25 protein-coding genes are annotated in these 26,989 nt (G+C 53.2%); 11 read left to right on the plus strand and 14 right to left on the minus strand.

What is annotated here, in order from left to right; all coding sequences use genetic code 11:
• Positions 1–11 precede the first annotated feature (11 nt).
• The 4 genes from HCX89_RS18475 to HCX89_RS18490 form a co-directional block, all read right to left on the minus strand.
• Positions 12–2,213 carry a molybdopterin-dependent oxidoreductase gene (locus HCX89_RS18475; RefSeq protein WP_025011929.1) on the minus strand — a complete coding sequence of 734 codons (2,202 nt, stop codon included), beginning with the start codon at positions 2,211–2,213 and terminating at the stop codon, positions 12–14.
• A gap of 117 nt (positions 2,214–2,330) precedes the next feature.
• Positions 2,331–3,773: a disulfide bond formation protein B gene (locus HCX89_RS18480; protein ID WP_167716981.1), complete on the minus strand. Its 1,443-nt coding sequence runs from the start codon at positions 3,771–3,773 to the stop codon at positions 2,331–2,333.
• A 9-nt stretch (positions 3,774–3,782) separates the two neighbouring features.
• Positions 3,783–3,950 (minus strand): hypothetical protein, encoded by a 168-nt coding sequence (locus tag HCX89_RS18485; RefSeq protein WP_164489371.1) that lies wholly within the window; start codon positions 3,948–3,950, stop codon positions 3,783–3,785.
• A 32-nt stretch (positions 3,951–3,982) separates the two neighbouring features.
• A complete protein-coding gene (locus HCX89_RS18490; RefSeq protein WP_025011927.1) occupies positions 3,983–4,945 on the minus strand; it encodes a LysR family transcriptional regulator in 963 nt (320 codons plus the stop codon).
• A gap of 336 nt (positions 4,946–5,281) precedes the next feature.
• On the opposite strand from HCX89_RS18490, the gene HCX89_RS18495 reads away from it, so the two are divergent.
• A complete protein-coding gene (locus tag HCX89_RS18495; RefSeq protein ID WP_167716982.1) occupies positions 5,282–5,851 on the plus strand; it encodes a hypothetical protein in 570 nt (189 codons plus the stop codon).
• A gap of 49 nt (positions 5,852–5,900) precedes the next feature.
• Here the strand turns inward: HCX89_RS18495 and HCX89_RS18500 are convergent, their stop codons facing one another.
• From HCX89_RS18500 to HCX89_RS18520, 5 genes are all read right to left on the minus strand, one after another.
• Entirely contained in the window at positions 5,901–6,479 is a 579-nt protein-coding gene (locus HCX89_RS18500) for a YSC84-related protein (RefSeq protein WP_028780964.1), read from the minus strand.
• Between the two features lie 208 nt (positions 6,480–6,687).
• Positions 6,688–8,748 carry a S9 family peptidase gene (locus HCX89_RS18505; protein ID WP_167716984.1) on the minus strand — a complete coding sequence of 687 codons (2,061 nt, stop codon included), beginning with the start codon at positions 8,746–8,748 and terminating at the stop codon, positions 6,688–6,690.
• A gap of 68 nt (positions 8,749–8,816) precedes the next feature.
• Positions 8,817–9,674 (minus strand): hypothetical protein, encoded by an 858-nt coding sequence (locus HCX89_RS18510; RefSeq protein ID WP_144133125.1) that lies wholly within the window; start codon positions 9,672–9,674, stop codon positions 8,817–8,819.
• Between the two features lie 57 nt (positions 9,675–9,731).
• Entirely contained in the window at positions 9,732–10,118 is a 387-nt protein-coding gene (locus tag HCX89_RS18515; RefSeq protein WP_025011925.1) for a nitrous oxide-stimulated promoter family protein, read from the minus strand.
• Positions 10,119–10,257: 139 nt separating this feature from the next.
• Positions 10,258–10,617 (minus strand): DsrE/DsrF/TusD sulfur relay family protein, encoded by a 360-nt coding sequence (locus HCX89_RS18520; protein ID WP_025011924.1) that lies wholly within the window; start codon positions 10,615–10,617, stop codon positions 10,258–10,260.
• 270 nt (positions 10,618–10,887) lie between these two features.
• Here HCX89_RS18520 and HCX89_RS18525 point away from each other — a divergent pair, with 270 nt between their 5' ends.
• The 7 genes from HCX89_RS18525 (at position 10,888) to HCX89_RS18555 (ending at position 16,339) form a co-directional block, all read left to right on the plus strand.
• Positions 10,888–11,772, plus strand: a complete 885-nt coding sequence (locus tag HCX89_RS18525) for a hypothetical protein (RefSeq protein WP_167716986.1) — start codon at positions 10,888–10,890, stop codon at positions 11,770–11,772.
• Positions 11,773–11,885: 113 nt separating this feature from the next.
• Positions 11,886–12,218, plus strand: coding sequence for a hypothetical protein (locus tag HCX89_RS18530; protein WP_025010847.1), 333 nt, complete (start codon positions 11,886–11,888; stop codon positions 12,216–12,218).
• Between the two features lie 5 nt (positions 12,219–12,223).
• Complete coding sequence (locus HCX89_RS18535) at positions 12,224–13,696, plus strand: YdiU family protein (RefSeq protein ID WP_167716988.1); 1,473 nt, start codon at positions 12,224–12,226, stop codon at positions 13,694–13,696.
• 16 nt (positions 13,697–13,712) lie between these two features.
• The gene (locus tag HCX89_RS18540) at positions 13,713–14,006 is read left to right on the plus strand and encodes a DUF3630 family protein (RefSeq protein ID WP_025010848.1); all 294 of its coding nucleotides are present in this window, start codon (positions 13,713–13,715) and stop codon (positions 14,004–14,006) included.
• Complete coding sequence (locus tag HCX89_RS18545) at positions 14,003–15,004, plus strand: serine/threonine protein kinase (protein WP_144218420.1); 1,002 nt, start codon at positions 14,003–14,005, stop codon at positions 15,002–15,004. Before HCX89_RS18540 ends, HCX89_RS18545 begins: the two co-directional genes overlap by 4 nt.
• A gap of 159 nt (positions 15,005–15,163) precedes the next feature.
• Positions 15,164–15,775 carry a thiol:disulfide interchange protein DsbA/DsbL gene (locus HCX89_RS18550; protein WP_025889862.1) on the plus strand — a complete coding sequence of 204 codons (612 nt, stop codon included), beginning with the start codon at positions 15,164–15,166 and terminating at the stop codon, positions 15,773–15,775.
• A gap of 351 nt (positions 15,776–16,126) precedes the next feature.
• The gene (locus tag HCX89_RS18555; RefSeq protein WP_025010850.1) at positions 16,127–16,339 is read left to right on the plus strand and encodes a DUF1107 domain-containing protein; all 213 of its coding nucleotides are present in this window, start codon (positions 16,127–16,129) and stop codon (positions 16,337–16,339) included.
• Between the two features lie 2 nt (positions 16,340–16,341).
• On the opposite strand, the gene zapB is transcribed toward HCX89_RS18555, so the two are convergent.
• Positions 16,342–16,545 (minus strand): cell division protein ZapB, encoded by a 204-nt coding sequence (gene zapB / locus HCX89_RS18560; RefSeq protein ID WP_025010851.1) that lies wholly within the window; start codon positions 16,543–16,545, stop codon positions 16,342–16,344.
• Between the two features lie 202 nt (positions 16,546–16,747).
• Between zapB and HCX89_RS18565 the strand changes: the two genes are divergently transcribed.
• Positions 16,748–17,095 (plus strand): RidA family protein, encoded by a 348-nt coding sequence (locus HCX89_RS18565; RefSeq protein ID WP_037468030.1) that lies wholly within the window; start codon positions 16,748–16,750, stop codon positions 17,093–17,095.
• Here HCX89_RS18565 and HCX89_RS18570 read toward each other — a convergent pair.
• Together HCX89_RS18570 and HCX89_RS18575 are read right to left on the minus strand one after the other, a co-directional pair.
• The gene (locus tag HCX89_RS18570; RefSeq protein ID WP_028781134.1) at positions 17,092–17,370 is read right to left on the minus strand and encodes a Rho-binding antiterminator; all 279 of its coding nucleotides are present in this window, start codon (positions 17,368–17,370) and stop codon (positions 17,092–17,094) included. The genes HCX89_RS18565 and HCX89_RS18570 overlap by 4 nt on opposite strands.
• A 277-nt stretch (positions 17,371–17,647) precedes the next feature.
• Positions 17,648–18,202 (minus strand): outer membrane beta-barrel protein, encoded by a 555-nt coding sequence (locus HCX89_RS18575; RefSeq protein ID WP_025010852.1) that lies wholly within the window; start codon positions 18,200–18,202, stop codon positions 17,648–17,650.
• 236 nt (positions 18,203–18,438) lie between these two features.
• Between HCX89_RS18575 and HCX89_RS18580 the strand changes: the two genes are divergently transcribed.
• Positions 18,439–19,797, plus strand: coding sequence for a triacylglycerol lipase (locus HCX89_RS18580; RefSeq protein WP_167716990.1), 1,359 nt, complete (start codon positions 18,439–18,441; stop codon positions 19,795–19,797).
• Between the two features lie 105 nt (positions 19,798–19,902).
• The gene (locus HCX89_RS18585) at positions 19,903–20,994 is read left to right on the plus strand and encodes a branched-chain amino acid aminotransferase (protein WP_025889864.1); all 1,092 of its coding nucleotides are present in this window, start codon (positions 19,903–19,905) and stop codon (positions 20,992–20,994) included.
• Positions 20,995–21,054: 60 nt separating this feature from the next.
• Here the strand turns inward: HCX89_RS18585 and HCX89_RS18590 are convergent, their stop codons facing one another.
• Both HCX89_RS18590 and prpF read right to left on the minus strand, forming a co-directional pair.
• Complete coding sequence (locus tag HCX89_RS18590) at positions 21,055–25,491, minus strand: EAL domain-containing protein (RefSeq protein WP_243885256.1); 4,437 nt, start codon at positions 25,489–25,491, stop codon at positions 21,055–21,057.
• A gap of 227 nt (positions 25,492–25,718) precedes the next feature.
• Positions 25,719–26,918 carry a 2-methylaconitate cis-trans isomerase PrpF gene (gene prpF, locus HCX89_RS18595; protein ID WP_167716992.1) on the minus strand — a complete coding sequence of 400 codons (1,200 nt, stop codon included), beginning with the start codon at positions 26,916–26,918 and terminating at the stop codon, positions 25,719–25,721.
• Between the last annotated feature and the right edge of the window lie 71 nt (positions 26,919–26,989).

The raw sequence follows: 26,989 nt of genomic DNA on the forward strand, positions 1-26,989 counted from the left end.
GAGGATCTCCTTCAGGCTTTGGCCAGTGCCACGCGGGTTGAGTGATAGGCCGAGCAGCCGCCCATATCGGTCAATTTGTCTGTGGTCAACGAGTTGGTGCAGCCTTCGGTGCCGTTGGGATTGAGCCTGAGCCAGTTACACTTGGGAGTCATCAGCGAGCCCTCTGGCACACCTGTGGTGACCATGGCCACAAATTTGGCTTCACCTCTGTGGTTGCTGAGTTTGACTGTGTCGTTGTTGGCAATGCCGTATTGCTGGGCATCTTTGGGATTGATCTTGACGTAGTAGGCTGGAATGGCGCGGATATATTTCACGTTGTAGAAGGAGCTGTTAACCCGCTGTGGTACCCCGGAAGATAGCAAGCGGAATGGCAACTCTCGCTCTCTGGGTTCCATCTCATCCTCTGGCAGGCCCCAATCCAGTACCGGATGGAAACCGGCATCGGCCATCAACTGAGAACTGAATTCAATCTTGCCGCTTGGGGTTTCATATTTACCGTCGGCCAATACGGGCTGAGGAATGTCCAGCTTGATGTATTTCTCCTTCATCAGCCGGTCATAGGTTACTCCTTTATAGTACTCGGAGTCGGTATCCAGCAGTTCGCGGATCACATCGTCATTGCTTGCCTGGAAGGCGGGGTCTTCAAAGCCCATTGCCTGGCCCAGCTCGCGGAAGAAGGTCCAGTTACACTTGGCTTCACCCAGAGGTTCAATCACCTTCTGGCACACCTGTACATAGTAGCCGTGGTAGTCACCGACAATATCATCGGTTTCAAACTGGCTGGCAGCCGGGACTATGATGTCGCAGTACTGCAGAGAGTCTGTCATTACCATGTCGTGGCCGACAACAAACAGGTCTTCGCGCTTCATCCCCTCGAGCACCGCATTGGTATCGGGTGCCACAACCACAGGGTTACCGTTGTAGATGATCATCCCGTGGATCGGCTTGCTGGGCTTGTCGTGGCTGGTGGGATTGGTTGGATGCAGCGCCTTGGCCAGCTCTGTCATATTGATCCGCTGGGCATCCGGATTCGGGCGCATATACTTGCCGCTGGCCTGGTACTGATTCAAGCCACCACCGGCATGAACGTTGTCATAGATAAGGCCGTTACCGCGTTTACCGAAATTACCTGTGACAGCCAGCAGCATGGCGACTGCGCGAGACATACGGGCACCGTTGAAGTTGCGCTGGAAGCCATAACCCATACGCAGCATGGTTTTTTCGTTTTCACCCAGTACCTGGGCAAATTCAAACATCTTGGCTCTGGGGACCCCGGTAATGGCTTCGATTTCGTCGTAGCTGATTTCATCGAGGCGCTTGAGCAACTCGTCGTAGCCTATGGTCTGTTCGGCAATAAATTTATGATTAACCAGATCTTTTTCTACAAGATACTTCATGATACCGGCACACAACTGTACGTCTGTGCTGGGGCGAGGTTGCAGGTAGATGTCGGCCTGAGAGCACAAAGGTGTGCGCTGTGGGTTGACCGCCAGCAGCTTGGTGCCGCGATCCCTGGCCTGGTTGATGAGCTTGATGGCTATGGTGTTGGAAACGACTTCATCGTGTCCCCAGGTCAGATAGACGTCACTGAGCAGCACATCTTCAGGATCCGGGCCGAGGAAGGTGCCGTAGAGTGACTTGAGGCCGTCGTAGGCGGCGTAGGTACATACCTTACGTTCCAGAATGGAGGAACCGATACGGTTCCAGAAACGCTCGCCGGAGGCCGACATGCCGATAGCACCATAGTTACCCGAATAGCTGTAGGGCAGAATTGCTTCCGAACCGTGCTCATTGATGATCTGCTTAAAGCGGCTGGCGATCTTGCTGTAGGCTTGATCCCAGGTGATCCGGCGCCACTTGCCTTCACCCTTCTTGCCCACCCGTTCCATGGGATGCAGGATACGGTCGGCGGCATAGGTGTACTGAACATAACTTTGCCCCTTGAGGCAGGGTGCCTTGCCAGTCTTGGCCTGTTCCTCGGCGCCGGTGACATAAGTCATTCTGCCGTCCTGAACCCGGAACTTGAGCAGACAGCGGGCGGCGCAGTTACGCAGGCAGCTGTGGTACACGACTTTGCCGTTACGCTTGGCCAGCAACCCTGAATTGGCTCCCGCCTCTTTGGCATTGGCAACACCGGGAGTCAACCCTGACAGTGAGGAAAGCACGGCTGTGGCGCTGGCCCCCTGTAGAAATGTGCGTCTGTTGATTTTCATAGTCATCACTCACCATAATTTGGACCCTGGGTCCGTTATGATTGTTGGCCCATGGGCCTTTATAGTGCCGGTTTCCCGGCGTTACCCCGGGGGTTACCCCCCCGGAGCTAAGGTGCGTTACATTACAAAGGTTTGCAGTTGGTTACGGCCATTCACCAGGCTGACAGTCAGCAGTTGACCATCGCGAACCAGCAAGCCCTGTGGGTTGTTTGTGCCAGGTAGTTTCACACCTGAGTGAACTTCACCTGTGAGCAGGTTGAGTTGCACGGCTTCACTCGCGTCATTGTTGAGCAGCCAGGCTTGCTCGCCATCGACGCTGATACCCGTCAGTTGTGGCAGTGCCTTGCCTTCAAGCCCCTTGAGATTGGCTTCGGCAGACAGTGTCATGTCACCCTTGTCGAAACGGGATACCACCAAGGCATCGCTGAGTTCGTTGCGGGTGGTGACAGTGACGTATTGATCCAGCGCTTTGCTGTAACCCAGTGCCAGGCTATAACTGGTCTTGGCTCTGACAGTGCTGAACTGACCACGGGCCGTTTCGCCTATACCGTCGCTGCTCTGATTGAAGCGGCGATAGTTCATTTCCCAATTTTGCTCAGGATCCACTACCAGTTCGGCCCAGGCCTTGTTGAACCCCATCACCAACAGGCTGTTGGCCGAGGTAAAGCTGACGCCGCTCAAGGTTTCAATGTGCAGCATATACATGCCGTCGATTTGCGCCTGAGTGAGCAGCTTGAACTGACGGTCGAGTATGTAGACCCAGTTGTCTGAAGTGGTCAGGGCGTAGAGCTGGCTTTCAGGCTGGTAGTCGATGGCAGTTACCCGGCCGGAAATCGCTTCCGGCAATGCCGTTTGACTCAGTAGTCTGGCTTCCGGAGCCGAGGTAAACAGTGCAGCTGTCTTGTTCCAACTTTCTATATCCGGGTTGCTGATGGCATAGGCGCCGCGGGCATCCGGGGCATAGGTTGGCCAGTGGTCCAGTTCCCAGCTCATGAACTTGGGATTGAAGGATACGCGGCCTGGACTGTCCTGGCCGACGAAGGGAATCGGGCCGGTTTGGGTAAAGGCCTGTACTATGTTGCCGGCTATTACCACCAGGAATACGCCGCAGGCCAATTTTGGTAGGGTGTCCAGCGGCTGTTTGCCATAGGCGTTGCCGGGAAATTTATTGCCCAGGGTCAGCATCAGCAGAGCAACAACCACAAGGACCACGATAAAGACCAGCAGTGCCCAGGTGTAGGTATGGGCGCCCATGATCTTCAATGAGAAGCCCTGGCCTATGTCGCTGCCGAGGTTGATGGAAGTATGCACGGATGCCATAAAGGCACCATAAATACCCAGCCAAACCAGCGCGGCAATATATTTCGGCTTGAGGCCAAAGCGCACAATATACAGAGCGGTCAGCGCCACCAGAATCATTGCCGTACGTTCTTGCCAGCAAAATGCACAAGGGTTATCCAGGAGAATAAATCCGAAAAAGAAACAGGCAATACCTACGGGTAAGGCCATGATGACAATAGCGGCGAAGGATGCCAACTTGTTGAATATATGCTCTTTCATAACGACTCTTTAGTAATTTCCGACTGGAAGTAAAATGCCCCAGGACATCATGATCCAAATAAAGAAACTCATTCCGATACAACCGAAAAGAAGTTTATCTGCCAGTTTTTCTTTTTCTGGTTTCTTATAAACCAGATAAGCGGCATAGGCCGTAATGCAAAATAGTGTGAACTCCATTGGATACCTCTTGTTTCACTTGTGATTTATCTCTATGTGGCCGCAGCCAAACGCCATTCCCGTTCCAATCCATAAACGAGTTTTGATTTCACCCAGTTGAATGCCGGGGAATTATTAATATTTCCATAAAGAATGTAATTGCCGACAGTACGATGTTCGCTACGGATTTCTTTTATATTTTCAATCATGTTGTCAGATAATCTTCGATAACTGACCGCCGGCAACATGTCGACAAACTTGCGGGTAAATTGATTGCAGCTGAGGGTTATATTGTCCGACTCGGCAAGGATCTGCATCGCGGTGGCAACACTGTCTGTATAACCGGCGACATCCATCTGCAGGCCGTTGTCACGACACAGATTGACCAGCAAAGGGCAGGTCAGGTCGTTGTAGTTGTCGATTTCCAGCAAGGGATAGTGGGATAGCTGCTCCAATGACATGGATTCGGACAGAATTGGATGATCTTTTCTGGCCAGAATGTAGATATCACCTGTCTCAGAGAAGATTTCATAGTTGAGCCGGGTGTCATCAAAACCTTCGTAGACCACCACGAAATCGACGCCGCCACCAATGAGTTCATTGCTGCAGTCATGGCTTAGTGTACGAATGTCGAAACGCAAGTTGGGGGCTTCGGGAAGAATATAGTTATCTATGACTTTATGAACCGCATAGACAAATTCATCATAGGCTCTGATAACAAAATGACCGCCGGATTGGCTGGGGGAAAAGACAGAATGTTGCCGCTCAAGCAGTTGATATTGTTCTACCAATAATTTGGCGTGTGGGATTAACTCTTCGGTCTTTTGTGTAGGAATTAATCCATTTGATTTACGGACAAATAAAGAGTCCATAAAAACATCACGTAGTGCATTTAGTGTACGGGTGACGGCACAACTGGATATACCTAATTCGGCTGCGGCCAAGCTTCCTTGACCATGTTTATATACAGCGAGTAAAACTTTTAATTGGTTGTAATTAAGGCTGTCAATTTTCATGTAATCGCTCCCCACACTGCTGAGACATTACTATGAATTCATTGTTGGCCTATTGCCAAGATTAAGATCACATTGAGAAATAGTTAATTATTTGAAACATGAATTGCTTCCTATTTTTAACTAAGCGAAAAAACCTTATTTCCGCAGACGAAATTAACATAGGGTTATTTTTATTCTCAGGGTGTGAATTTACTCAAGTAATACAGTGAAAGTATTTTCGAGATACTCACTTGTGACTTTGCTACTTGCGCATGGCAAAAACTTGTTATAGGGATTCAGTTTGGTTTCAAACTGCGCCGTTATAGTCGTTCATTTAATGGAGAAGGAACAAGAATAATGAAACGATTGGGACTGATGGCATCCTTGCTGTTGGCAACGACGGTACAGGGGCAGGAGTTGACTGCTGCCGAGCAGTTTTTTAACCACTTATCCGGTTTGTGTGGCAAGGCCTACAGTGGTGAGTTGATCAAGGGGGGCAGCAGCGGCGATGGTTTTACGGGCCAGCCGTTGGTAATGCATGTGCGCCAATGCTCAAAAACCGAGATCCGTATTCCGCTGCATGTGGGAGAGGACAGATCCCGCACCTGGGTGATCAGCAAGACGGCCGATGGCCTCAGGCTCAAGCATGATCATCGTCATCAGGATGGCAGCGAAGATGCCGTAACCCAGTATGGCGGTGACAGTCGCAATCCGGGAACCGAGTCCTGGCAGTCATTCCCGGTGGATGAATTTTCAATTGCCAATTTCAAACAGCATGGTCTGGCCCAGTCGGTAACCAATGTTTGGCATCTGGGGCTGGATCAGCAGAATTTCAGTTATCGCCTGACCCGGGAGAAGCGCGATTTTCTGTTGCAGTTCAAATTAAGCAATGAAGTAACGCCACCTCCGGCGCCATGGGGACATTGATAAAACGGGCAAATGGGTGAGGCGACTCAGGATCACCTCACCCATGAGCTTATTGCGCTTCGAAGGTAAATGATTGTCCGGCAAGTGCGGCTTCAACCATGAGGCCACCCTTGGCAGCGGTAAACACCGCCATGCCGTTGATATAGGAGGCCTTGGCAGCCTGACTGCCGCCGGATTGGCCGGCTCCGGCCGAATTGCCTGTAGTACCGGCCTGAGCGTTGGCACCGGCGTTGATGGCTACGGCGGAAGCCTGGGCGCCGAATTCAAAGCTGCCGCTGGTAAAGTCGCGGTAGGCCTGTTCATCCTTAAAGAAAATAATCTCACTGTAGGCCTGACCACCGATTTGAAAACCGATGGAAACCTGAGTCATGCTCGACTCACCGGTATAAACGCCGCCGCGATAGACACGTCCTTTACCATAGGCCGCCCCTATGCCCAGACCTCCCTTGCCGACAGTGGGGAATATGGCGTAACCATAGGCAGAGTCGAAGAATTTATGGGTTTCACTGGCTTGTTTGAAGGTAGCTATGGCACTGCTGTAGCTGTCATTGGCACTGGCCGTCGGGATCAGCAGCAGGCTGCTCGCCAGGGCTAATAAGGCAAACAAGGTACTTGAAATGGCTTTCATGATGAACCTCCAAATTGAGAGTCTTAAGCTCCCCGTCAATGAGAGACTGGGTACCTGTAGGTACTCTTGAGCTTACTTGTCCGGCAGCAAAAATACAGAGGGGGAGACTAAAAAAGCGCCGATAACGGCGCTTTTTGGAGTGAATGTCAGCCAAAGTTCAGTTAACTAGAGTTCAGTTAACCCGGCTGCTAAGACTGCGCCGCCAGGGCTATGGCAAAGGTTTGCCGAGAACATAATGTTCAAACCAGGCCTGATCCCAGTCCATCTTGGCTTGTTTGTGCTTGTAGCGGCTCAAACCATGACCTTCACCCGGGTAAGTAATCAGTTCCACCGGTACATTCAGGTAATGCTTGAGGGCGCGATATAGCCCCTGGGCGTGGCCCAAAGGTACCCTGGCGTCTTTCTCTCCGATATGGATAAGTGTCGGGGTCTTTATTCTGTCTGCATGCGTCAGCGACGAACCATGGGTATAAGCCTCGGGTTTTTCCCATGGCAAGCCCTGCATAAAATTGACCACATGTCCGGGCGTATCTTCCAGCATCCATTGTAGACGCTGATCGAATACCCCGGCCCCTGAACTGGCGGCCTTGAATCTGTCGCTGCTGGCGATAAGCGCATTGGTCAGATAGCCGCCGTTGCTCCAGCCCATGACGGCCAGCTTGTCGGCATCGACCAGGCCCTCGGCAATCAGCTTGTCCACACCGGCCATGATGTCGTTTACCTCAATCTCGTGTTCATGGCCCACCAGATCAGTGAGGAACTTGTCGCCATAACCGGTAGATCCGCGGTAGTTGGGCGACAACAAGGCCCAGCCGTTGGCGGCGAAAGTGGCACGGCCATAGGATCTGTGTTGCAGTGCAAACGGGGTAGCAGCAGTGGGGCCTCCGTGAATTTGCACAACAAGTGGCAGGGGGCCATCGGCTTTGCGGTAGCCGGATGGTAATTCCAGTATGCCTTCAACCTGAGTGCCATCGGCGGCTTGCCACTTGACTATGCTCAGTTGTGGCAGCAACCAGGAATCGGTTTGCGGATTGATATTGGTCAGGTGTTTGGCCGGTGCTTTGCGCTTCTCGGCGTTGGCGATGAACAGATCGTAGAAGTGATCCAGGCCGTTATGGCTGAACGCCAGTTGCTTGCCGTTGTGACTGAAACTGTAACTGCCGATGACGGTATCATCCTGCAGCAGAGTCCGGGTGTCACCCTGTTCCAGGTCATTGATTTCAGTGCAGTAGAGGCGTACCAGCGCATGATCGGCACCGCGATAGCAGATTTCTTCACTGCCCGGACGCCAATGGATGTCGCCGCCGCTGAGTGTCATATCACCCTGGCGTTTAACACTCAAAGGTGCCTGTTCGGGTTTACTGGTATCACTGATAAACAGCCTGCCGGGATGGCCGTCGAAATCGATTCTGAAGGCGAGACGGCGGTTATCCTCGGCCCAACTCAGCCCCAGCAGCCAGCCGTAAGGAGAGGGCGCCTGTTCACGCCAACGCTTGTCGGCCAGAACCTGGTTGCCGGCGTTTTTGATATCGAAGATTTCTACCTTGGACCAACCTTCCAGATTGACCAACTCGTTGTCTTCTGTGGTGATCCGCGCCAGTTTATTGCCATCATGGCTGACGCTGAACTCCCAAACCACTTTGTCATCATCCAGCAGCAACTGCTTGCGAAAATGGTTCAGATCCAGGCGGTACAGGGGATTGGTATCGCGATTGCCGTGAGCATACTCAGGGCCTTGGTGAGCGGCGCGCATACCGGCCCAGGGATCTTTGTCTGTCAGGGTCTTATGGGTCAGGAAATAGAGCTGGCTGCCATCGTCACTCAACTGGTAACTCTTGACGCCACCGGCCTCTTGGGTAACGGGAACAGCTTCACCACCTTGGATAGAGAGACGATAAATTTGTGGTTTGGCGTTGAAGGGCGCCGGCTGCTCGGCATTGCCGCGGCTGCTGAGAAAGTAGATATATTGGCCATCAGGGCTCCAGCTGATAGCGCTTTCACTCTCGTTGCTGAAGGTCAGTCGTTTGCTCTGGCGGCTCTTGCTGTCGACCAGCCAGATGTCTTTCTGGGCCTTATCCAGATTTTTGTCCCAGCGCGATTCCAACCAGGCGGCCATTTTGGCATCCGGGCTGAGCACTACCTGCCCCATGTTGGCTATCTCGAAAAAGTCCTGGTTGGTTATTTTATGCTGCCGCTCTGCGGCCAATACCTGGGTTCCCATACCGATAAGGCACAGGGCCAGCAGGCTGTAGCTGTTAGGCAATCCCATCTCTGTTCCTTTGTTTTTGTTATTAAAAGCCGCATTAGATTAACGTAAAGGTCACAGCCTGGGCGATGTTACTTATCTTTTTTTTCGTGCAGTATCTCATTGAGAAAATCCAGCTCTTCCTTATCGAGAGGCTGTTTGGGTACAGAGGCGGCTTGAGCACGGGATTCGCGTCCACGCAGATAGGCGGCGCGGGTGAGCTGATTGAGGCCGTAGATGGCCAGCAGATAGAGGGTCAGCAGCAGTGCCAGTCTCGGGATTGCCTGCGCCACAGCCGAAAACTGATCGCCGAGAAACAGAGTCAAGAGCACGGCAATGTTACGAACCAACCAGTTCAGTATCAGTGCCAGGGTCAATACCAGCAGCCAGTTACTGCGCAGCTGTTGCAACCTGTTGTCCTGCTGAGCCGATGCATGAAAGTGGCGCTTCATCAGCTGCAGCACCAATACCAGGTACAGGGTGGTTTGCAGTAACAGCAACAGTGGCAACAGCAGGGAACCCCAACTCAGGCTGGGCTGGTAGCCCAGTAGAGCCACACCTGTGACCAGGCTGGGATTGAATTGCCACAGCAACACCACCAGAAACATGGCAAGTATGGACGGCAACAGATGCTTGAGTGGCAACCTTGCATCTACAGTCGGCCTGAGTTGTTGCTTCAGGTATTGATACAGTGCCGGCATCAACAGGAAGTACAGCGGCAGTAATAACAGAAACAGCAAATGGATAGGCGCCGGGGTATTGTCACTATTGAACAGGCCGGTAAAGAAATAGAGTGCCATCAAGGCAAAGATGCCGGCGAGCAGTCGACGTTGGCTATGGCTGTCCTGATAGACAAAGCGGGCGTAGATGGACAACGCCAGGCAATGCAGGCCTCCAAGCAGCGACAGCCACCAGTAAGCTTGGGTAAAAATGTCGCTGAATGCAGTCATCTGGCCCCCTTAACGACATTCTTATCTCAGCCGCTTGAGGGGTGCAACAAAAAATAGTCAGTTTTTGGCGCACTGCATGCGCTTATGGCGGTTGGAGGCGTCCTTCGGAGGCTTGCCCGGTGCGGCTTTGCGCTCGCACCAGAGGTGACGCAGTGCCAGTATCGGGTGGCTCAACAGCATTCTGGGACCGGCATAACGCATCACCTGACGCATCTGTTCTTTGGGTTCAGGTTTGTAGCAGTGTACCGGGCATTTGTTGCAGGTGGGCTTGCTTTCACCGTAGGGGCAGCGGTCGAGGCGGGTGTGAGCGTACTCCATCAAGGCCTGACAGTCGGGGCAGAGGCTGCCATCTTCAGTTCTGGGGTGATGGTCACGGCAGTAGATCCACACCATGGCAGAAACAGTGCGGAATTCGGTCAGTAGTTTTCCTTGCAGCAGTTCCATAGCCTTACCTTAGTAAATAACTCAACTATGGTCATCTTAGTCCTGAGGTGGGGCAGGGTTCAAAGTCAGTGGCAGGAATTATGAAGGTGCGCACAAAATGAAGCTTTATGCGCACCCAAGGTCAAATGACAAGTTAACCCTAGATATGGATAACCTTGTCGGCTTCCAGGGTCCAGCGGCTCAAATCGCCGAGTGTGCCAATGGCGGCACCGTCCAGCAGCATGTCGGCCACTACGCCGCGGGCTTCAACACAGGTCTTGCACAGCAGCAAGGGCACACCCTGAGCAGTAAGGATTTCAAACATCTGCTGCAGGTTGTAGCTGAGATCAGGGGTATTCTGACCTTTTACTGCGCCAAAGACAGCATCTGACATCAGGAATAACTTGAGCTCCACTTCGGTCTGCTCCTGGTCTTTCAGCGCCAGGGCGATACGCAGAGTGTTGAATAATTTTTCTGTGCCATAAGGGCTGGCGTGAGCCACTATCAGTAATTTTTGCATCTGAATCCTTGTTTGCCATTCTTGGGATCAAAACCTTAGGAGTGTACCAGCTTGTATCTGTCGATGGCGCAACAGGCTTCACAGACTGAGTTTCAATTGCAAAAAGCGCCTAAAAGCGAGCAGAAAAAGCATAAATACTTGATTTATACTAAGACGATACTCTATTAATATCGGTTAAACTCTGTGCAGAGCGGGGTGGCTTTGGCGGATTGCCAATACCACAAAACAGGGCCGCCAGTTGGCCCGGCACTCAAGAAATGGTGGACGAAGATGTTTAAAATCCTGGTCGTAGTACTGTTGGTCGCAGCGGGTATTTTCCTCTATAACCGGGCGCAGCGGCTGGCAAAAGAGGAGCGTGATGAGGCGCTTAAGCTCAAAGACAGAGCTTCGGCCATGCCTCAGTCGCCACAGGCCGAGACGGAAAACGAGACTCAGGAGGAGCATCAGAGTGTCGATCTGGACTTTGCCGAATCGAAAGAGCAAGCCGAACCCAAGCCTCAGCCATCGGCTGAGCAAGCGGTCGCAGAGTCGCCTGAGCTTGAACCTCAAACCGAAAATATCGCCCCAGAGGTGGAAGTTGGCCGTGCCGAGGTCGAGACTGTTCTGCCAGAGCCAGAGCCAGAGCCAGAGCCAGAGCCAGAGCCAGAGCCAGAGCCAGAGCCAGAGCCAGAGCCAGAGCCAGAGCCAGAGCCAGAGCCAGAGCCAGAGCCAGAGCCAGAGCCAGAGCCAGAGCCAGTCAAGGCGGCTGCGCCGGATATCAGTTGGGGCAATATTACCCTCAAGCGGGCGATGGAACAGTATCAGGCCTCTGAAGGCGCTATCGAAGCGCATGATGCTTTACTGGCCGTGATAAGTGAATGCTACAAGCAGCGGAAAAACAGCAAGTATCTGCAGTTGGGGCAAGAGTACGATACCGCATATAGCGCCCTGTTTGCCGCCAGTCGGGAGAAAGTACTCAGCAAATCACCCAAGGCCGAGTTCAAGGGCACAGGATTTATGCAGCTTTCTACCCTGTGCAGCGATGCAGGCCGTTTCGATGCCGCCATAGCTCTGTGCAACAAGGCGATTGAATATGGGCTGGAAGATGGCACAGTTACGGGCTTTGAAGGTCGTATCAAGCGGATAGAAAAGGCCAGGGATAAAGCCTCAGCCTGAGTACAAAAGCCGATTCAATGTGTAGAATCAAGCAAGGAGTGAAGGGCAAAGTGCTTTTTCACTCCTTCCCAAGCGAGCCTGCGGGTTCGCTTTTTTATTGATGGAGAGCCGCAATGAAACCAGCGACTTTATGGGTTGCCCTCACTTCGCTGTTGCTGCTGGCAGCCTGCAGCAAGCAGCCGCAATGGACCCTGTTTTACTATCCGGATACGGATATACAGCAGCCGAATAGAGATAAGTCGGACGTCGAGCCGCAAACGGCCGAGACGTTGGATCGTTACCACGCCATTGCCGGTTATTATCAAACCCTGCAGCAGTGCCAGGACAAGGGCAGAGGCATGCAGCGCCTCAATGAGGGCAAGGGCAGCTTCGAGTGTGGTCACAACTGCCGTCTCGACGACAGGGATATGATAATCTGTGACCAATGGCACAATAACGGCCCCTAAGGGACATGAAATTTAAACAGGATTACTTCACCCGCCTGGCGGGATTTTACCAGCAGGTGCTGCCCGCCGGGCTACCTTCGCCCCATTGGTTAGCCTGGAGTGATGATGCGGCGGTGCTTTTGGGCTTGGCTGGCCCCAATGAAACCCTGCTGCAGCAACTCGCCGGCAACCAGAGAATTCCGGGCGCCGAATATTACGCCCAAGTCTACAGTGGACATCAGTTTGGCGGTTACAGCCCCAGGTTGGGCGATGGCCGTTCGATCATTCTCGGAGAGGCGCAGGGGCCTGACGGTGCCTGGGATTTGGCCTTGAAGGGCGCGGGACCCACGCCTTACTCGCGTCACGGTGATGGCCGTGCAGTGATGCGTTCTGCGGTGCGCGAGTTTCTGGTTTCCGAGGCGCTGTATCATTTGGGCGTGCCCACCACCAGGGCGCTGGCGGTGATCGGCTCTGAGCTGCCGGTGTGGCGCGAGTCGCTGGAAAAAGGCGCCATTACCGTGCGCCTGGCCCGTAGCCATATACGTTTTGGTCACTTCGAGTATTTCTGTTACAGCGAGAAGGGTCAGGCCGACAAGCTCAAGCAGCTGCTCGATTTCACCCTGAGCCAACATTATCCCCAGCTCAGCCTGGACTATGAGGGCTACAAGGCCTGGTTTGCTCTGGTGGTACGTGATACCGCGCGTATGATAGCCCACTGGCAAGCGGTGGGCTTTGCCCACGGGGTGATGAATACCGACAATATGTCGATTCTCGGTGACAGCTTCGACTTTGGCCCCTTCGCCTTCCTCAATACCTTCAAGGAAGACTTTATCTGTAACCATTCTGATCCCGAGGGACGCTACGCCTTCGGTCAGCAACCCGGCGTCGGCTTGTGGAACCTGCAACGTTTGGCGCAGGCGTTGACGCCAGTGCTGGCTTCCGATGATTTGATAGCCGCGCTCAATAGCTATCAGCATGAGTTAGTGCAGCAATATCTTGGTTTGATGCGCGCCAAGTTGGGGCTGGCACCTTTGGCCGAAGATTTAAGCCTTGATGCCCGGCTGGAGCAGGACAACAAGGACCTGGCGCTTATCGGCGCCTTTACCGGCTTGTTGGAACAAAACGCCTTGGACTACACCCAGAGCCTGCGCCGCTTTGGCGAGCTGGATCCCAAGGCAGAAAACAGCAGTCTGAGGGATGATTTTATCAATCGTCAGGGCTGGGATGATTGGCTGCCCGAGTACCGGTGCCGTATCGATACTCGCCAGGGACTTGAGCAGTGGCAGGCCGAGCGCCGGGCCCACAACCCCAAATATATCTTGCGCAACTATTTGGCTCAGGAAGCGATCATTGCCATCGAAGAGGAGGGCAATACCCAGCCGCTTGAGCAGTTGCACCAGCTCCTCAGACGCCCGTTCGATGAACAGCCTGAGATGCAGGAGTATGCCAAGCGACCACCGGATTGGGGTAAGGGGTTGATCATGTCCTGCAGTAGTTAAGAAATAGGATTAAAAAATGCAGTATCAAAATCTTAGCTTGGATCCCGAGCATAAAACCCTGTCGATGACGGCCGGGGTCGAGTTCGAAGCCTTCGACAGCTTTGCCGAGCCCCTGTGCCGGGCGCTCGATGCCAAGGTGCTGGAGCGGCAATGGGGGGCTGATCGTCACCAATGGTTGCTGGATTTTGAAGGCAGTCTCTTGTGGCTCAACTATGAGTTCTACGGTGATGTATGCTGGTTGAGCTGCCAGAGTGAACAAGACTGGGATGTGTTGGTATACCTGAAGCATTTACTGGAGTCACAGGCATGACAGAAAAGCAGGCCACGGCGGCGTTTCATTATCGGGATCTTTCCCCTGAACTGATTTTGGATGCCATCGAAAGTCTGGCGATTTACCCCGAGACGGGGCTAACGCCACTCAACAGCTATGAGAACCGGGTCTATCAGTTTCGTTGCGATCGCGGCCAGAGGTACGTGGTTAAGTTCTATCGCCCCGAGCGTTGGACCGATGCCCAGATTTTGGAAGAGCATGAATTTACGTTCGAGCTGGCCGAAGCCGAGATCCCCATTGCCGCCCCAGTGGTGCTCGACGGCTGCAGTCTGCATCACTTCAAAGAGTGGCGTTTTGCGCTGTTTCCTTCCATAGGAGGTCGCAGCTTTGAGGTGGACAACCTGGATCAGATAGAGGGCGCCGGCCAGTTTATCGGCCGTTTGCACCAGTATTCCCGTGGCAGCCTGTTCAAGCAGCGTTTGAACCTGACGCCGACAACTCTGGGGACTCCGGCGCTGGAACAATTGCAGCGCACAGAGCTGATCCCGAACGCTTTGCGGGAACATCTGCTCGAGGCGGCGTTAAGCCTCTTCTCTGAGCTGCAGCGGCGTTGGCAAGGTATCGAATACCAGAGTATGCGTCTGCATGGCGATCTGCATCCCGGCAATATTCTCTGGACCCCCAATGGCCCCGGTTTTGTCGATCTCGACGATGCCTGCAACGGCCCTGCGGTGCAGGATCTGTGGATGATGCTGTCCGGCGACAGGCAGCAACAGACGTTGCAGTTGGAAGTCTTGCTGGAGGCCTACGAGGCCTTCTCCAACTTCGATACCAAAGAGCTGCAGTTGATAGAGCCACTCAGAGCTCTGCGAATGCTGCATTACAACGCCTGGCTGGCCAAGCGCTGGGACGACCCCGCGTTTCCGCGCCACTTCCCCTGGTTTGCGACCGAAGAATACTGGCTACAGCAGTTGCAAGCCTTTAAAGAACAGCAACAGCGCCTGGATGAAGCGCCACTGAGTCTTATTCTTTATTGAGGCTGCATCGAACGAGTGCCGGGTGTTGAGGATATGGCCGCCCGGCATTTGGATTTAACAAAAAGGGAACTCAGAGCTTGAGTTCGACTCAAAAAGAAGATTATGTTATTCAGCAACTCCAGCAGTGTTGGCTGAAATTTTAATAAACAAGGAACTCCAATGAAGAAAATCCTGATGTTGGCGGCGGCATTTTTGCTGCTTCCCCTGGCGGCCACAGCGGCCCAGTACAAAGAAGGCGTGCATTATACTGTGGTTAGTGAAGGCCCCGCCTCCGCCAAGCCTGAAATCACAGAGTTTTTCTCTTTCTACTGTCCTCATTGCTATAACTTTGAAAAGAACGTGATCCCCAAGCTGAAGGCCCGTCTGCCCGAAGGTGTGGCTTTTGAGCAAAACCATGTCGACTTTATCGGCCGCGAGATGGGTGTTGAGATGTCCCGTGCTTTCGCCACTGCCGAAGTACTGAAGGTGTCTGATAAGGTCAATCATGCCATGTTCAGCGCGATTCAGGACAAGAAGCAGCACTTCACCAATCGTGACGACATCAAGGCTATCTTTGTTGCCAATGGTGTGGATCCCAAGCAGTTTGATTCTGCGGCCAACTCTTTTATGGTCAACAGCATGGTGGCCAACATGAAGCGCAACACAGAAAACGCCAAGATCTCAGGTGTTCCTGCGCTGGTGGTGAATGGTAAGTATCGGGTTGAAACCGGTGCCATCAAGTCTTATGACGAGATGTTGGATATTGCTATCTATCTGACTCAGCTGAAATAATTTAGCATCTAAATACAAAAAAGGGCCTTAACGGCCCTTTTTTGTTACCCGGAAAACAGCTGGGCATAAAGCAAAAAAAAACCGTACTCCCTGGTCGCAAGAAGCACGGATTAGAGCCATAGGGCTCAGTTTTTACCCTGAGTAACGGCTTTACTCTAGCAGTGCGTCAAAAAATTGGCAAGTGTTGCTTTGTTGACTAATTCACCTGGGCGAGAGGTATAACAGCAAGATTTTTAGAACAAAGGCGCATATTTGCGAATTTTGACTCATTTTCCCGGATTGAAATGAAACCTTCCACCGGGTTGGGGGGTCAAAACTTCGGGATCGGAAATCAACTAAAGGAGGTTTCTCGTGCGTGTATTTCCTGTCTATGCTCCCAAGCTGATTGTCAAACACGTAAGGATATTCTTGACCGGCGCCGTCTGGGTGAAAGATCTGGGAAGATTAGAGTTTGATAAAGGGCGCTTTTTGCTGCCGAGAAAAAGCCTGCCAAAGGTAAAGCAGGCTATCATGGAATTGAACGAACTCATTGAAACTCAGAATAGCCAAGCTAAAACCGTTTAGATTCAGTTGACTTCGTCGTTGAGCAGACCAACAAGGCCGGTGACTTTCTCGTTCCACGAGTTGAGATCTTGCTGAAGTTGTTGGTTTTGCTCTATCAGATGGGCATTCTTCTGCTTTTCTTCTTCCAGCTCCATTTTCAGAAGCTCAATATTTTCGAGCGCGGCCTGGATCTTGGTCTCCAGTTTGGACAGTAATTCTAGGCTCATACAGGAGTCCTTAAATAGTTGGGCGAATGAGATATTGATTCTATCAGTGCCGCTGGCTTAAGGAATAGCTCTTATCTCCAAGTGTCCAAAAAATATGCGATAAAATTGGCTGTTTGGCAGTTTTTTTCACTTATCTGAACCACAACTGTCCCAAGCCGACTTTTGCCGGATAAAATAACGGTTTTCACCTGGAACCAAGCCGATGACAATTCAACGTATCGATACCAATCCGCGCATGAGCAGCATAGTGATCCACAACAACACGGTTTATCTCTGTGGTCAGGTTGCCAAGGATAAGTTTGCCGATATTCAGCAGCAGACCCGTACCATGCTCGAAGAGGTGGATGAACTGCTCGAGCGGGCTGGCAGTAGTCGTGAGCGGATCCTCTCTGCGACTATCTACCTGAAACAGATGAGCGATTATGATGCCATGAATGCTATTTGGGATGCTTGGCTACCGGCGGGGCATGCACCGGCCAGAGCCTGTGTGGAGGCGGCTATTGCCGAACCCGAGTATCTGGTGGAAGTCTCGGTTATTGCGGCGATTTAAATCTCACAGCCTGCCGAGGCAATCAGCACTCGGCCAAACTCGGCGCCTTCCTGCTCAGGTGTGATAGCCAACAGTTGATCCATTCGAATGGCGCGGTTGCTGGTGGCCGTTTGCACCAGCAGCCACTCGCTCTTGTCGGGACGGGTCTCGGTGATCAGCGCCTTGCCATGCAGTATCTCTCCTTGCAACAGCTCTATTTTCAGCGGATAACCGCGAATACAGGCCAACTCCAGGTAATCATAGCGGCCGCAATCTATGGCTTGGTAAGGTTTCATATCTTGGTCTTTTAGTTTGAAGTTAAATAATGCGCTTCCAGATGGAAGCTTGAGCTATCCAAAGTTGCACCTGCTTCCATGCAGAATGGTATAAAAGTAGTTCGAATTTTCACTTATACCAAAATAACTTGCAGTAAATTGTGAGACATGAACCTGGTGGGGGAGTGGCTTGCTAAAGTCGCTGTATCGTCGTGGCTGTTAACCATGCCACTCGATTCAAGAAGAGATATTAAACAAAAAGCCCCATAAATGGGGCTTTTTAGAGGCTGGAGTTTGGCTAGAATCGATAGTCGACACTCAGGTACAGTTGCTGGGTGTTATCCAGTGCATATTTGCCTGAGTCTATCTTGTTGTCATAGTCCTGCTTCAGATAGCGATAACCTATCTCGGTATTGAGATTGTCGCTCAGCTTATACACCAGACCTGTCTGACCACCCCAGACAAAATTATTGTCTGATTCCAGGGCACCGCTGTCCGGTGCCGTGTGGTTGATACCGGCGCTGGCACCGACAAACCAGTTCAGTTTGTTGGCCTGATCCAAACCTATCAGGTAGTCATAGGAAACCAGTCCCATCTGCTGCTTGGCAAAGTCATCGCTGTTGTAGCTGTACGTCGCGTAGAGACGCTGGTTGGGGGTCAGGAAGGCACCACCACGCAGCATGTAGACGGCATTGCGATCATCATCGCTGAACTTGCCGCCATCAGTGGGTTTATGAGAGTAGTCATTTTGCTGCGCACCAACACCGCCGCCAACAAACCAGTCAGCTGCAAAAGAAGGGGCTGAGAAAGCGAGAGCCGCAGCGGAAGCCAGTACTAGAGATTGAATTTTCATAATTTACTCCTGGATCCGGGAAAGTCCGGATGGCTGTTTTTAAGCCGGGTCAACTTGTGTTCATCGGCAGGTTAGGACCGCTTTACTGAACTCCACCTGAATGAGAGCTGGATCGGGTTTTTAATCGTATGTATTGGCTTTTTGTGTTAAAAAACCTGATGTTAGAAATTCCAATTGTTGTGGGTCAGTGATGGGTTTGTGGTCGAAAAATAGACTGTTAACCTGAGGGAAAAGGGATGAGACTGGTATTTGTACACGGCTGGAGTGTGACGTCCACAGAGACCTATGGTTATTTGCCGCAGGCATTGGCCAAGCTGGCAGACACTGAGCTTGAGGTGAGTCATCTGCACCTGGGACGCTATATCAGTTTTCAGGACCAGGTGAAGTTGGAGGACGTTGCGCTGGCCTTCGAGGCTGCCAGACGTGAAGTGCTGGGGGATGAACCTTTCGCGGTGATCACCCACAGCACTGGAGCAGCCGTGATACGTTGCTGGTTGGAGACCTTCTTCGGAGCCCAAAAATTGGCGGCTTGTCCCGTGACTCATATGATCATGCTGGCACCGGCCAACCACGGCTCCGCCCTGGCACAGCTTGGCAAGTCGCGCCTCGCCAGGATTAAGGCTTGGTTCGATGGATTGGAGCCGGGGCAGAAGATCCTCGACTGGTTGGAGCTGGGCAGCCTGGGGCAGGCTGCTTTAAGTAAAGCCTGGTTGAACTATGATTTTGAGGCCGCTCGGCTTTGGCCCTTGGTGCTGACCGGCGAAAGTATAGATGCGTCCCTCTATGATTATCTCAACTCCTATACCGCCGAGCCGGGCTCGGATGGTGTCGTGCGGGTCGCCGCGGCAAATATGAATTATGCTCGGTTGCAATTGGTGGAGCAGGCACAGGAATGTGACAGCTTTGATGGTGCCTGCGTGGCCAAGCTGGCGCCGGAAAGTTTCATTCAGGCCCCTGTCAGTGGCTTCGGCATTATTCCCAAGGCCAGCCACAGCAAAGAGAAAATGGGGATCATGCGTTCCGTCAGCCGTAGAAACGCTGCCAACAAGCCGGTAGTGCTGGCGATTCTGAATTGGTTGAAGGTCGACTCGGTAGAGGCTTACCGCCGTGCCTGTCAGGAGCTTACGCGGCAAACCCAAAGCCGGACCACCAAGAAGCGTTACACCATGCTGGTGATTCGGGTGTGGGATGATACCGGCGCCGCCATAGAGGATTTCGATTTTTATCTGCTCAGTGGCGAGCAGTATCTGCCGGGTATTCTGCCAAGAGGCTTTATGCAGGATAAGCAGCGCAACCAGCAGAGCCTCAACTGCCTGACCCTGTATCTGGATGCCGCCAAGATGCAGACCCTGCCTCAAGGGAAAATCGGCTTTAAGTTGGTACCGCGCCCCGATGATGGCGCCTGTTATTATCGTGCGGTTGAGTTCCAGTCTGATGCCGGCGCGGTATCCAGGCTGTTAAAGGAGGACGCCACTTTAGAAGTGGATCTCTTGCTTAAGCGGCACAGGGATGCAGGGCTGTTTACTCTGGTCAGCCCTGAAGAGGGCGGCGACTTTTCCCGCTTAGCTCCCCAGGGGGAACTTACCGATATTTGATGACTAAATTTTTTACAGTACTCCTGCTGGACACAGGCCTTGGTCCTCTTGACATTATTCCGGGCGCTCCCTAGTCTGCTTGAACAATAGTCAAGGTGGTAAGCAATGGAAATCAAGTATCAGTTAAAGCCCGCCGCAGAGCGTCGCTCAGAGCAGTTTTGCCCTGAAGGTAATGTTGGCTTTGGTCGTCTGCGCACCGACCATATGTTCATGATGGATTATTATGATGGCGAGTGGCGGGATCCCCGCATCGTCCCCTACGGTCCGTTTGAGATGGCTCCCGGCGCGATGGCGCTGCATTATGGTCAGAGTATTTTTGAGGGCGCCAAGGCCTTTATGCATGAAGACGGTGAGATTTATACCTTCCGTCTCAACAAGAATGCCGAACGCATGAACCGCTCTGCCGATATCGTCTGTATTCCCAATATTGATGAAGCCATGCAGCTTAAGGCGATCAACGCCCTTATCGATGTCGACCGTCTCTGGTTCCCCATGCAGGACGGGGCTTGCCTCTATATTCGACCCTTTATTTTTGCCACCGAAGACAGACTGTCAGTCAGCCCGGCCAACCGCTACACCTTTTGTGTGGTGATGAGCCCCAGCGGCGCCTACTATGGTGAGAGCCTCAACGCCATTCGCCTGCTGATCAGTAAAGAATTCCACCGTGCAGTATCCGGTGGTACCGGTGCCTCCAAGGCCGCCGGCAACTATGCCGCTTCACTGCGTGCCGGTAAGGCTGCCGCGGCTCACGGTGCTTCCCAGGTGCTGTATCTGGACTCGACCAATGAATATATCGAAGAAGCCGGGGCGATGAACCACTTCCATATTCTCAAGGATGGCACAGTGATCATCCCTGAGTTTACCGATACCATTCTCAAGTCGATCACCTCACAGTCTATTATTGAGCTGGCGCCACTGCTTGGCTGTGATGTCCGCCAGGAGCAGGTCAAACTTGATGATTTTATTGCAGGTGTCGAGTCGGGCGAGATCATCGAAGCCGGCGGTTTCGGCACAGCAGCCGTGGTTTCTCCGGTCGGCTCCTACATTTTTGAAGATGGCCGGGTGGTCACTGTCGGTGACGGCAAGGTGGGTGAACATGTCAGTCGCATCTATCGAATTTTCACCGAAATCCAGAAAGGGCACAGACAAGGCCCTCAAGGTTGGGTTTGCAAAGTGCCCAGGCTGGAGAAGGCATAAGCCAATAACTAATTATTGATAAAACGCGGCCATTTGAGCCGCGTTTTTTATGGGGTGATTCTATTTTAGGCCGAGTAAGGCTTGTGCTTGCGCTTCTGTCATTGGGCGCCCCAGCAGGAAGCCTTGGGCCTGATCGCAGCCCTGGGCGGCGAGGAAGTTAAGCTGGGCCTGGGTTTCTACCCCTTCGGCCACCACCTGTAACTCCAGGCTGTGAGCCAGGACTATGATGGCGCTGGTAATGGCGGCATCATCAGGATCTTTGGTGATATCACGGACAAACTCGCGGTCAATTTTTAAGGTGTTCAGCGGGAAACGCTTGAGATAGGCCAGACTGGAGTAGCCGGTTCCGAAATCATCGACCGCCAGGCTTAACCCCAACCCCTTCAGTTGATTGAGTATTTCCACTGATTCCAGCGGTTGCTGCATCACAGCCGACTCTGTCAGCTCTATCTCAAGTAGATCGGCAGCCAGACCATGCATGGCAAGAGCAACCTCTATGCTGGAAATAATGTCAGTCTGCAGCTGTTTGGCAGAGATATTGATCGCTATCGGAACCGCTTCCAGCCCCTGATTCTGCCAGCGCTCCAGTTGACTGCAGACACTCAGCAGTACCCACTGACCTATGGCGTTGACCAGGCCGGTTTCCTCGGCCAGCGGAATAAACTCCGCCGGAGAAATAGGACCCAGATCTTGGCTTTCCCAGCGCAGCAGGGCCTCCATGCCGGTGAGTTTGCCGGTATGGACGCAGAATTTGGGTTGGTACAGCAGATAGAATTCGTCGCGATCCAGCGCTTGTTTCAGCCCGGCTTCCAGCTGTACATGGCGTACCGCATAGGCGTTGAGTTTAGCTGTGTAGAACTGGAAGTTATTGCGCCCCAGCGACTTGGCATGGTACATGGCGGTATCGGCAAACTTCAGCAATTCCAGCGCCTCTTCGGCATCATCCGGATAGAGGCTGATACCTATGGATGGTGAAACATTGAGGCTGAGGTTTTCCAGTGCGAAGGGGCGTTCGAACGCCGCCAGCAGTTTTTCGGCGATGACGGTCGCCGCCTTGGTTTTTTGCAAACCTTCGAGGATGATGATGAACTCGTCACCGCCCAGACGGGCAACAGTATCTCCATCTCTTATCGCTTGGGTCAGTCTGGAGGAAACCGCTTTCAGCAGTTGATCACCCACATGATGGCCCAGAGAATCGTTAATGTGTTTGAACCTGTCCAGATCCAGAAACAGCAGGGCGACCATGTTACGGTTACGGTGCGCCTGGCGCAGGGCATGATCCAGTCTGTCCTGGAACAGAGTGCGATTGGGCAGGCCGGTGAGCTGATCATAGTTGGCCAACAGGCGCAGGTCTTCCTCGGCCTGTTTGCGGTCTGTGATATCGGTAAATACCACCACGAAATGACTGGCTTCGCCCTGGCTGTTGAGCACCTGATTGACTTCCATCCATACCAGCAGCGGCTGCTTGCTGTGGGTGCGGATCTGCACTTCACCGGACCAGTGTTTTTGGTTCAGCAATTGATGCTCTATCTGCTGATAGAAGCTTCTGGCGTAGAGTCCTCGGGTCAGGAACAGGAAAGACTTGCCGGAGATCTTCTGTTCGTTAAAGCCTGTCGTGCTGCAAAACGCTGGATTGACCGAGATGATGCGGTAGTTGAGATCGCAGACCACCACAGACTCATTCATGCTTTCCAGTACCTGGGACGATAGCCGCAGCGCCTCTTCCTGGCCACGGCGCATGCTGATATCCGTGTAGGTGCCCGCCAGGCGCAGTGGTTTGCCACTACGGTCGCGTTCGACTATTTTACCGCGATCCAACACCCAGCCCCAGTGCGTGTTGCCAAGCTTGATACGATACTCGGCCTCGAAGAATTCGGCATCCCCCTGGAGGTAGCTCTCCAGTGCCGCTTGAACATGGGGCCTGTCGTCGGGATGTACCAGCGCCATCTGCCGACTGGCGTTGGTTTCCAGTGGTGTTTCTGAGCCTTGTTTGGGGCCGGTAACGAAGAAGCGATCGTCTTCCAACTGCCAGTCCCACATCCGGTCACCCGAGCCCCAGAGCGCCAGTTTCAGCCTCTCTTCAGAAAGCTGGATATTGGACTGTGTTTGCTGCTCGAGACGACGTTGCGACAGGAAACGCCTTAGCCAGAGGCCAAGCAACAACAGCGCCAGTGCCAGATAAAACAGATTAGCCAGGGTGGTGCGGTAAAAAGGGGCCGGCACTGTGAGTTTTAACAACAGTTGCTCATGTCCTTCGGGATTGTGCTGCAACTGATGGCGGGCAAACAGCCGATAGTCGCCGGGCGCCAAATTGGTATAGCTGATCTCGTGCAGCGACTGGGCCGGATGCCAACTCTTGTCCCAGCCCTCAAGGAAAAAGCTGAATCTGTGGCGTTGGGGATAGGCAAAATCCAGTGCAGTGATCTCAAAGCTTATTAACTGCTCACTATAGGGAATCGTCAGCTCGGGTATATGGCCAAGATCCAGCCTGGGAAAATAGCTGTTGCCCAGGCGGTAACCGGCCAGGGCCAGTTTGGGTTGTTTGCGTACCTTGGGCACCTGCTGAGGGTAGAAATGGTTCAACCCATTGATGCCTCCAAACCAGATACTGCCATCCTTGTCCTGCCAACTGACATTGCCGTTGAATTCCAGCGCCTGCAAACCTTCATATTCGTTGAAGGTCAGCACCTTTTCCTTGTCGATGGCAAAGCGGCTGATCCCTGAATTACTGCTGAGCCAGAGGTCGCCGCTCTTGTCCTGCTCCATGGCATAGACGGTATTGCCCGGTAATCCCTGATTACGGCCGAAGTGTTGCAGCTCATCCTGGCGCAGGCGACTGAGGCCACCGTGAGTGGCAAACCAGATATTGCCGTCCCTGTCTCTGAGAATATCCCGCACCATGGGATTGGCCAGGCGATCACCGCGGATGATCTGTTGTTGGCCCGTGTCAGGTTGCAGCCAATAAGCGCCATTGGTGGTGCCGACCCAGATGCCATTGTTGGCCGTGGTCAGGCTGAGGATCATCTGCGACTGTGGCCCTTCTTCAAGATACTCGTTGACAAAGTGGGCCTGGAAAACACCGGTATCCGGGTCGAAATGGTATAAAGTGTTGCCGGCACCGAGCCAGATCTGTTCATCTGGGCTGATGATCAAATCGCGAATACCGGGTTCGTTGCCCGGGGGCCGATAGAGCTGCATTTGGCCGCTTTTGTTCAGTCTTATCAAGCCTTCACTGCTGGCCAGCCATAGCCTCCGGCTGCTGTCCTCGGTAATCGCCCTGATAGTGAGGTCCAAAAAGGATTCATCCTGCCCAAGTAGTTTGGCGAGCTGGCTGTTGTGGGAGAAAAATCGGCCATCTTGATCCATATGAAATAAGCCGGCCCTGTCGGTGCCCAAATACAGCAAGCCGTCGCCGGAGCGGAAAATGGCGCGGATATTGTTGTCCCGCTGGCGTTCCAGGGGTTGTTGATTGTTGTAGATATGCTCGAAATACTGCCGGGCCAGGTTCACCTTGTCTATGCCTGAAAACAGGCTGCCAATCCACAGAATACCGTTGTTGTCCTGCAGCAGGCTGTAGACATCATTATCGCTGAGGCTATTGGGATCGGATGGGTCATAGCGATAGTGCCTGGCTTGCCACTGGCCTTCTTTAAGTTGTAGCTGGATAAGCCCCGTCTGTTGGCCCCCTAGCCAGATGCCGCCCCTGCTGTCAAAGATAAACTCCAGAATGCCCCGATTGGGCGTTGGCAGCCGGTAGATGAACTCTGGGTTTTTCAGCCCGGGCGGATAACGCCAGAGTGCATCATCGATAACCAGCCACAGGGCGCCATCTTCGCTCTGGCGAGCCTGTACCGGATGACCATGTTCGACATCGGGTAAGGGCAGGGGCTTGAGTCCTTCATTACGCAAAACCAGCAAACCATCACTTTGGGTGCCAATCAGCAGGGCATCTTTTCCTATGGGAGTCAGTACCCGGATATCGGCGCTGATATTTTGCCCCAGTGACAACTCATGCAGCTCGCCGCTGACCGTATCCAGGGCGTAGAGTCCATTGCCGCTTCCGACCCAGAGTGTCTCACCCACCAGAGTCAGGCGGTTGATTCTTTTGCTGTTGATCCCCTTGTCACGGCCAACGGGAGTGAATACTCCCGTCTGTAGATCCAGGCGGTTCAGTCCGCCGTTGAAGGTGCCTATCCACAACTGCCCCCGGCTATCCTGCAGTATGTCGGTGACATGATTATCCGACAATGTCTGGCTGTGGTAGGGGTCATGTTGAAACAGAGTAAATTCGATGCCGTTGTAACTGTGCAGCCCATCCTGGGTGCCAATCCACAAAATGCCCGCCTTGTCCTGGTAGAGGCTGGTGATGCTGTTCTGATTCAGGCCATTCATGCTGCTGACATGCTGGAATCTGAGCTGGGGCGCAGGTTCTGCCCTGAGCTCAAACAGGCAAACAGATAACAGTAGAGCGGCGAGTAGGCAGCAGATCCGAGACAAGAGGCCCTCTTTTTTCAGTAGGTTTTTGATTGGTGAGAATTTATTTTATAACAGATTTCTTTTCTCAGTTTGGCAAACTTTATCGCACTTTATCCTACTTTGTTGCCCAGTTGATAACAGAAAGGAAAAAAGGCCCCGCCGGAAGGGAGGAAGCGGAGCCTTTTGGAAAGGGGAGAGGCAATCGACAGCAGTGTTATCAACGACTGCCATCGAAAACCACGTTATTGTTAGAAACTGTCGTCCGGAATCCGTACTGCGCCTTCCATCAGGATACGCGCCGAGCGACTCATGATGGCCTTGGTCACCTGCCACTGGCCGTCCTTGAATTCGGCCTCGGCGCCGACTTTCAAGGTGCCAGATGGATGGCCGAAGCGTACCGAACTGCGCTCACCGCCACCGGCCGCCAGGTTAACCAGGGTGCCCGGGATAGCCGCGGCCGTGCCTATGGCCACTGCCGCCGTGCCCATCATGGCGTGGTGCAATTTACCCATTGACAGAGCGCGAACCAAGAGGTCGACATCGGTTTCGGCCAGCTGTTTGCCACTGGAAACCTGATGCGCCTGCGGTTTGGCTACAAACGCTACCTTGGGAGTGTGTTGGCGGGTTTCGGCTTCGGATAGCTCCTTAATCAACCCCATGGCCAGCGCGCCGTGTGCCCTAAGCAGCTCAAAGCGAGCCAGCGCCTCGGGATCGCCGTTGATCTCCGGCTGCAGCTCGGTGCCTTGATAGCCGAGATCGGCGGCATTGACGAAAATGGTCGGGATCCCGGCGTTGATCAGCGTTGCCTGAATTTTACCGCTGGGGTGTACTTGGGTGGGAACCGTCAGCTCATCCACCAGCTTGCCGGTAGGGAACATGGCGCCGCCGTCTTCTCCGTTATCGGCAGGGTCGATAAATTCCAGCACAATTTCGGCGGCGGGGAAGGTGACACCGTCGAGCTCAAAGTCACCGGTTTCCTGCACTTCTCCGGCGCTGACCGGCACTTTGGCGATAATGGTCTTGCCGATATTGGCCTGCCAAATCCGCACTTCGCAGATGCCGTTTTCCGGTACCCGTTCCGGAGCAACCAGACCGGCATGCAGGGCAAAGGCGCCGGCCGCGGTGGAAAGGTTGCCGCAGTTGCCGCTCCAGTCGACAAAGGGCTTATCTATGGAGACCTGACCATAGAGGTAGTCTACGTCGTGACCGGGAACCTGGCTGGCATTCATGATCACGCATTTGCTGGTACTTGAGGTCGCGCCGCCCATGCCGTCTGTGTGTTTGCCGTAGGGGTCAGGGCTGCCGATGACCCGCATCAACAAGGCGTCGCGGGCCGGGCCGGGCACTCTGGCCGCCTCGGGCAGATCGTCCAAGCGGAAGAACACTCCCTTACTGGTGCCGCCGCGCATATAGGTGGCGGGAATTTTTATCTGTGGTTTAAATGCCATGGCATTGGATCCTTTGAGATAAATATTTTTATCAGTCGGCCATAACCTTGGCTATGGCCGACTTGGTCACG

Source organism: Shewanella sp. Iso12 (assembly GCF_012030025.1).
Taxonomy (GTDB): Bacteria; Pseudomonadota; Gammaproteobacteria; order Enterobacterales; family Shewanellaceae; genus Shewanella; species Shewanella algae.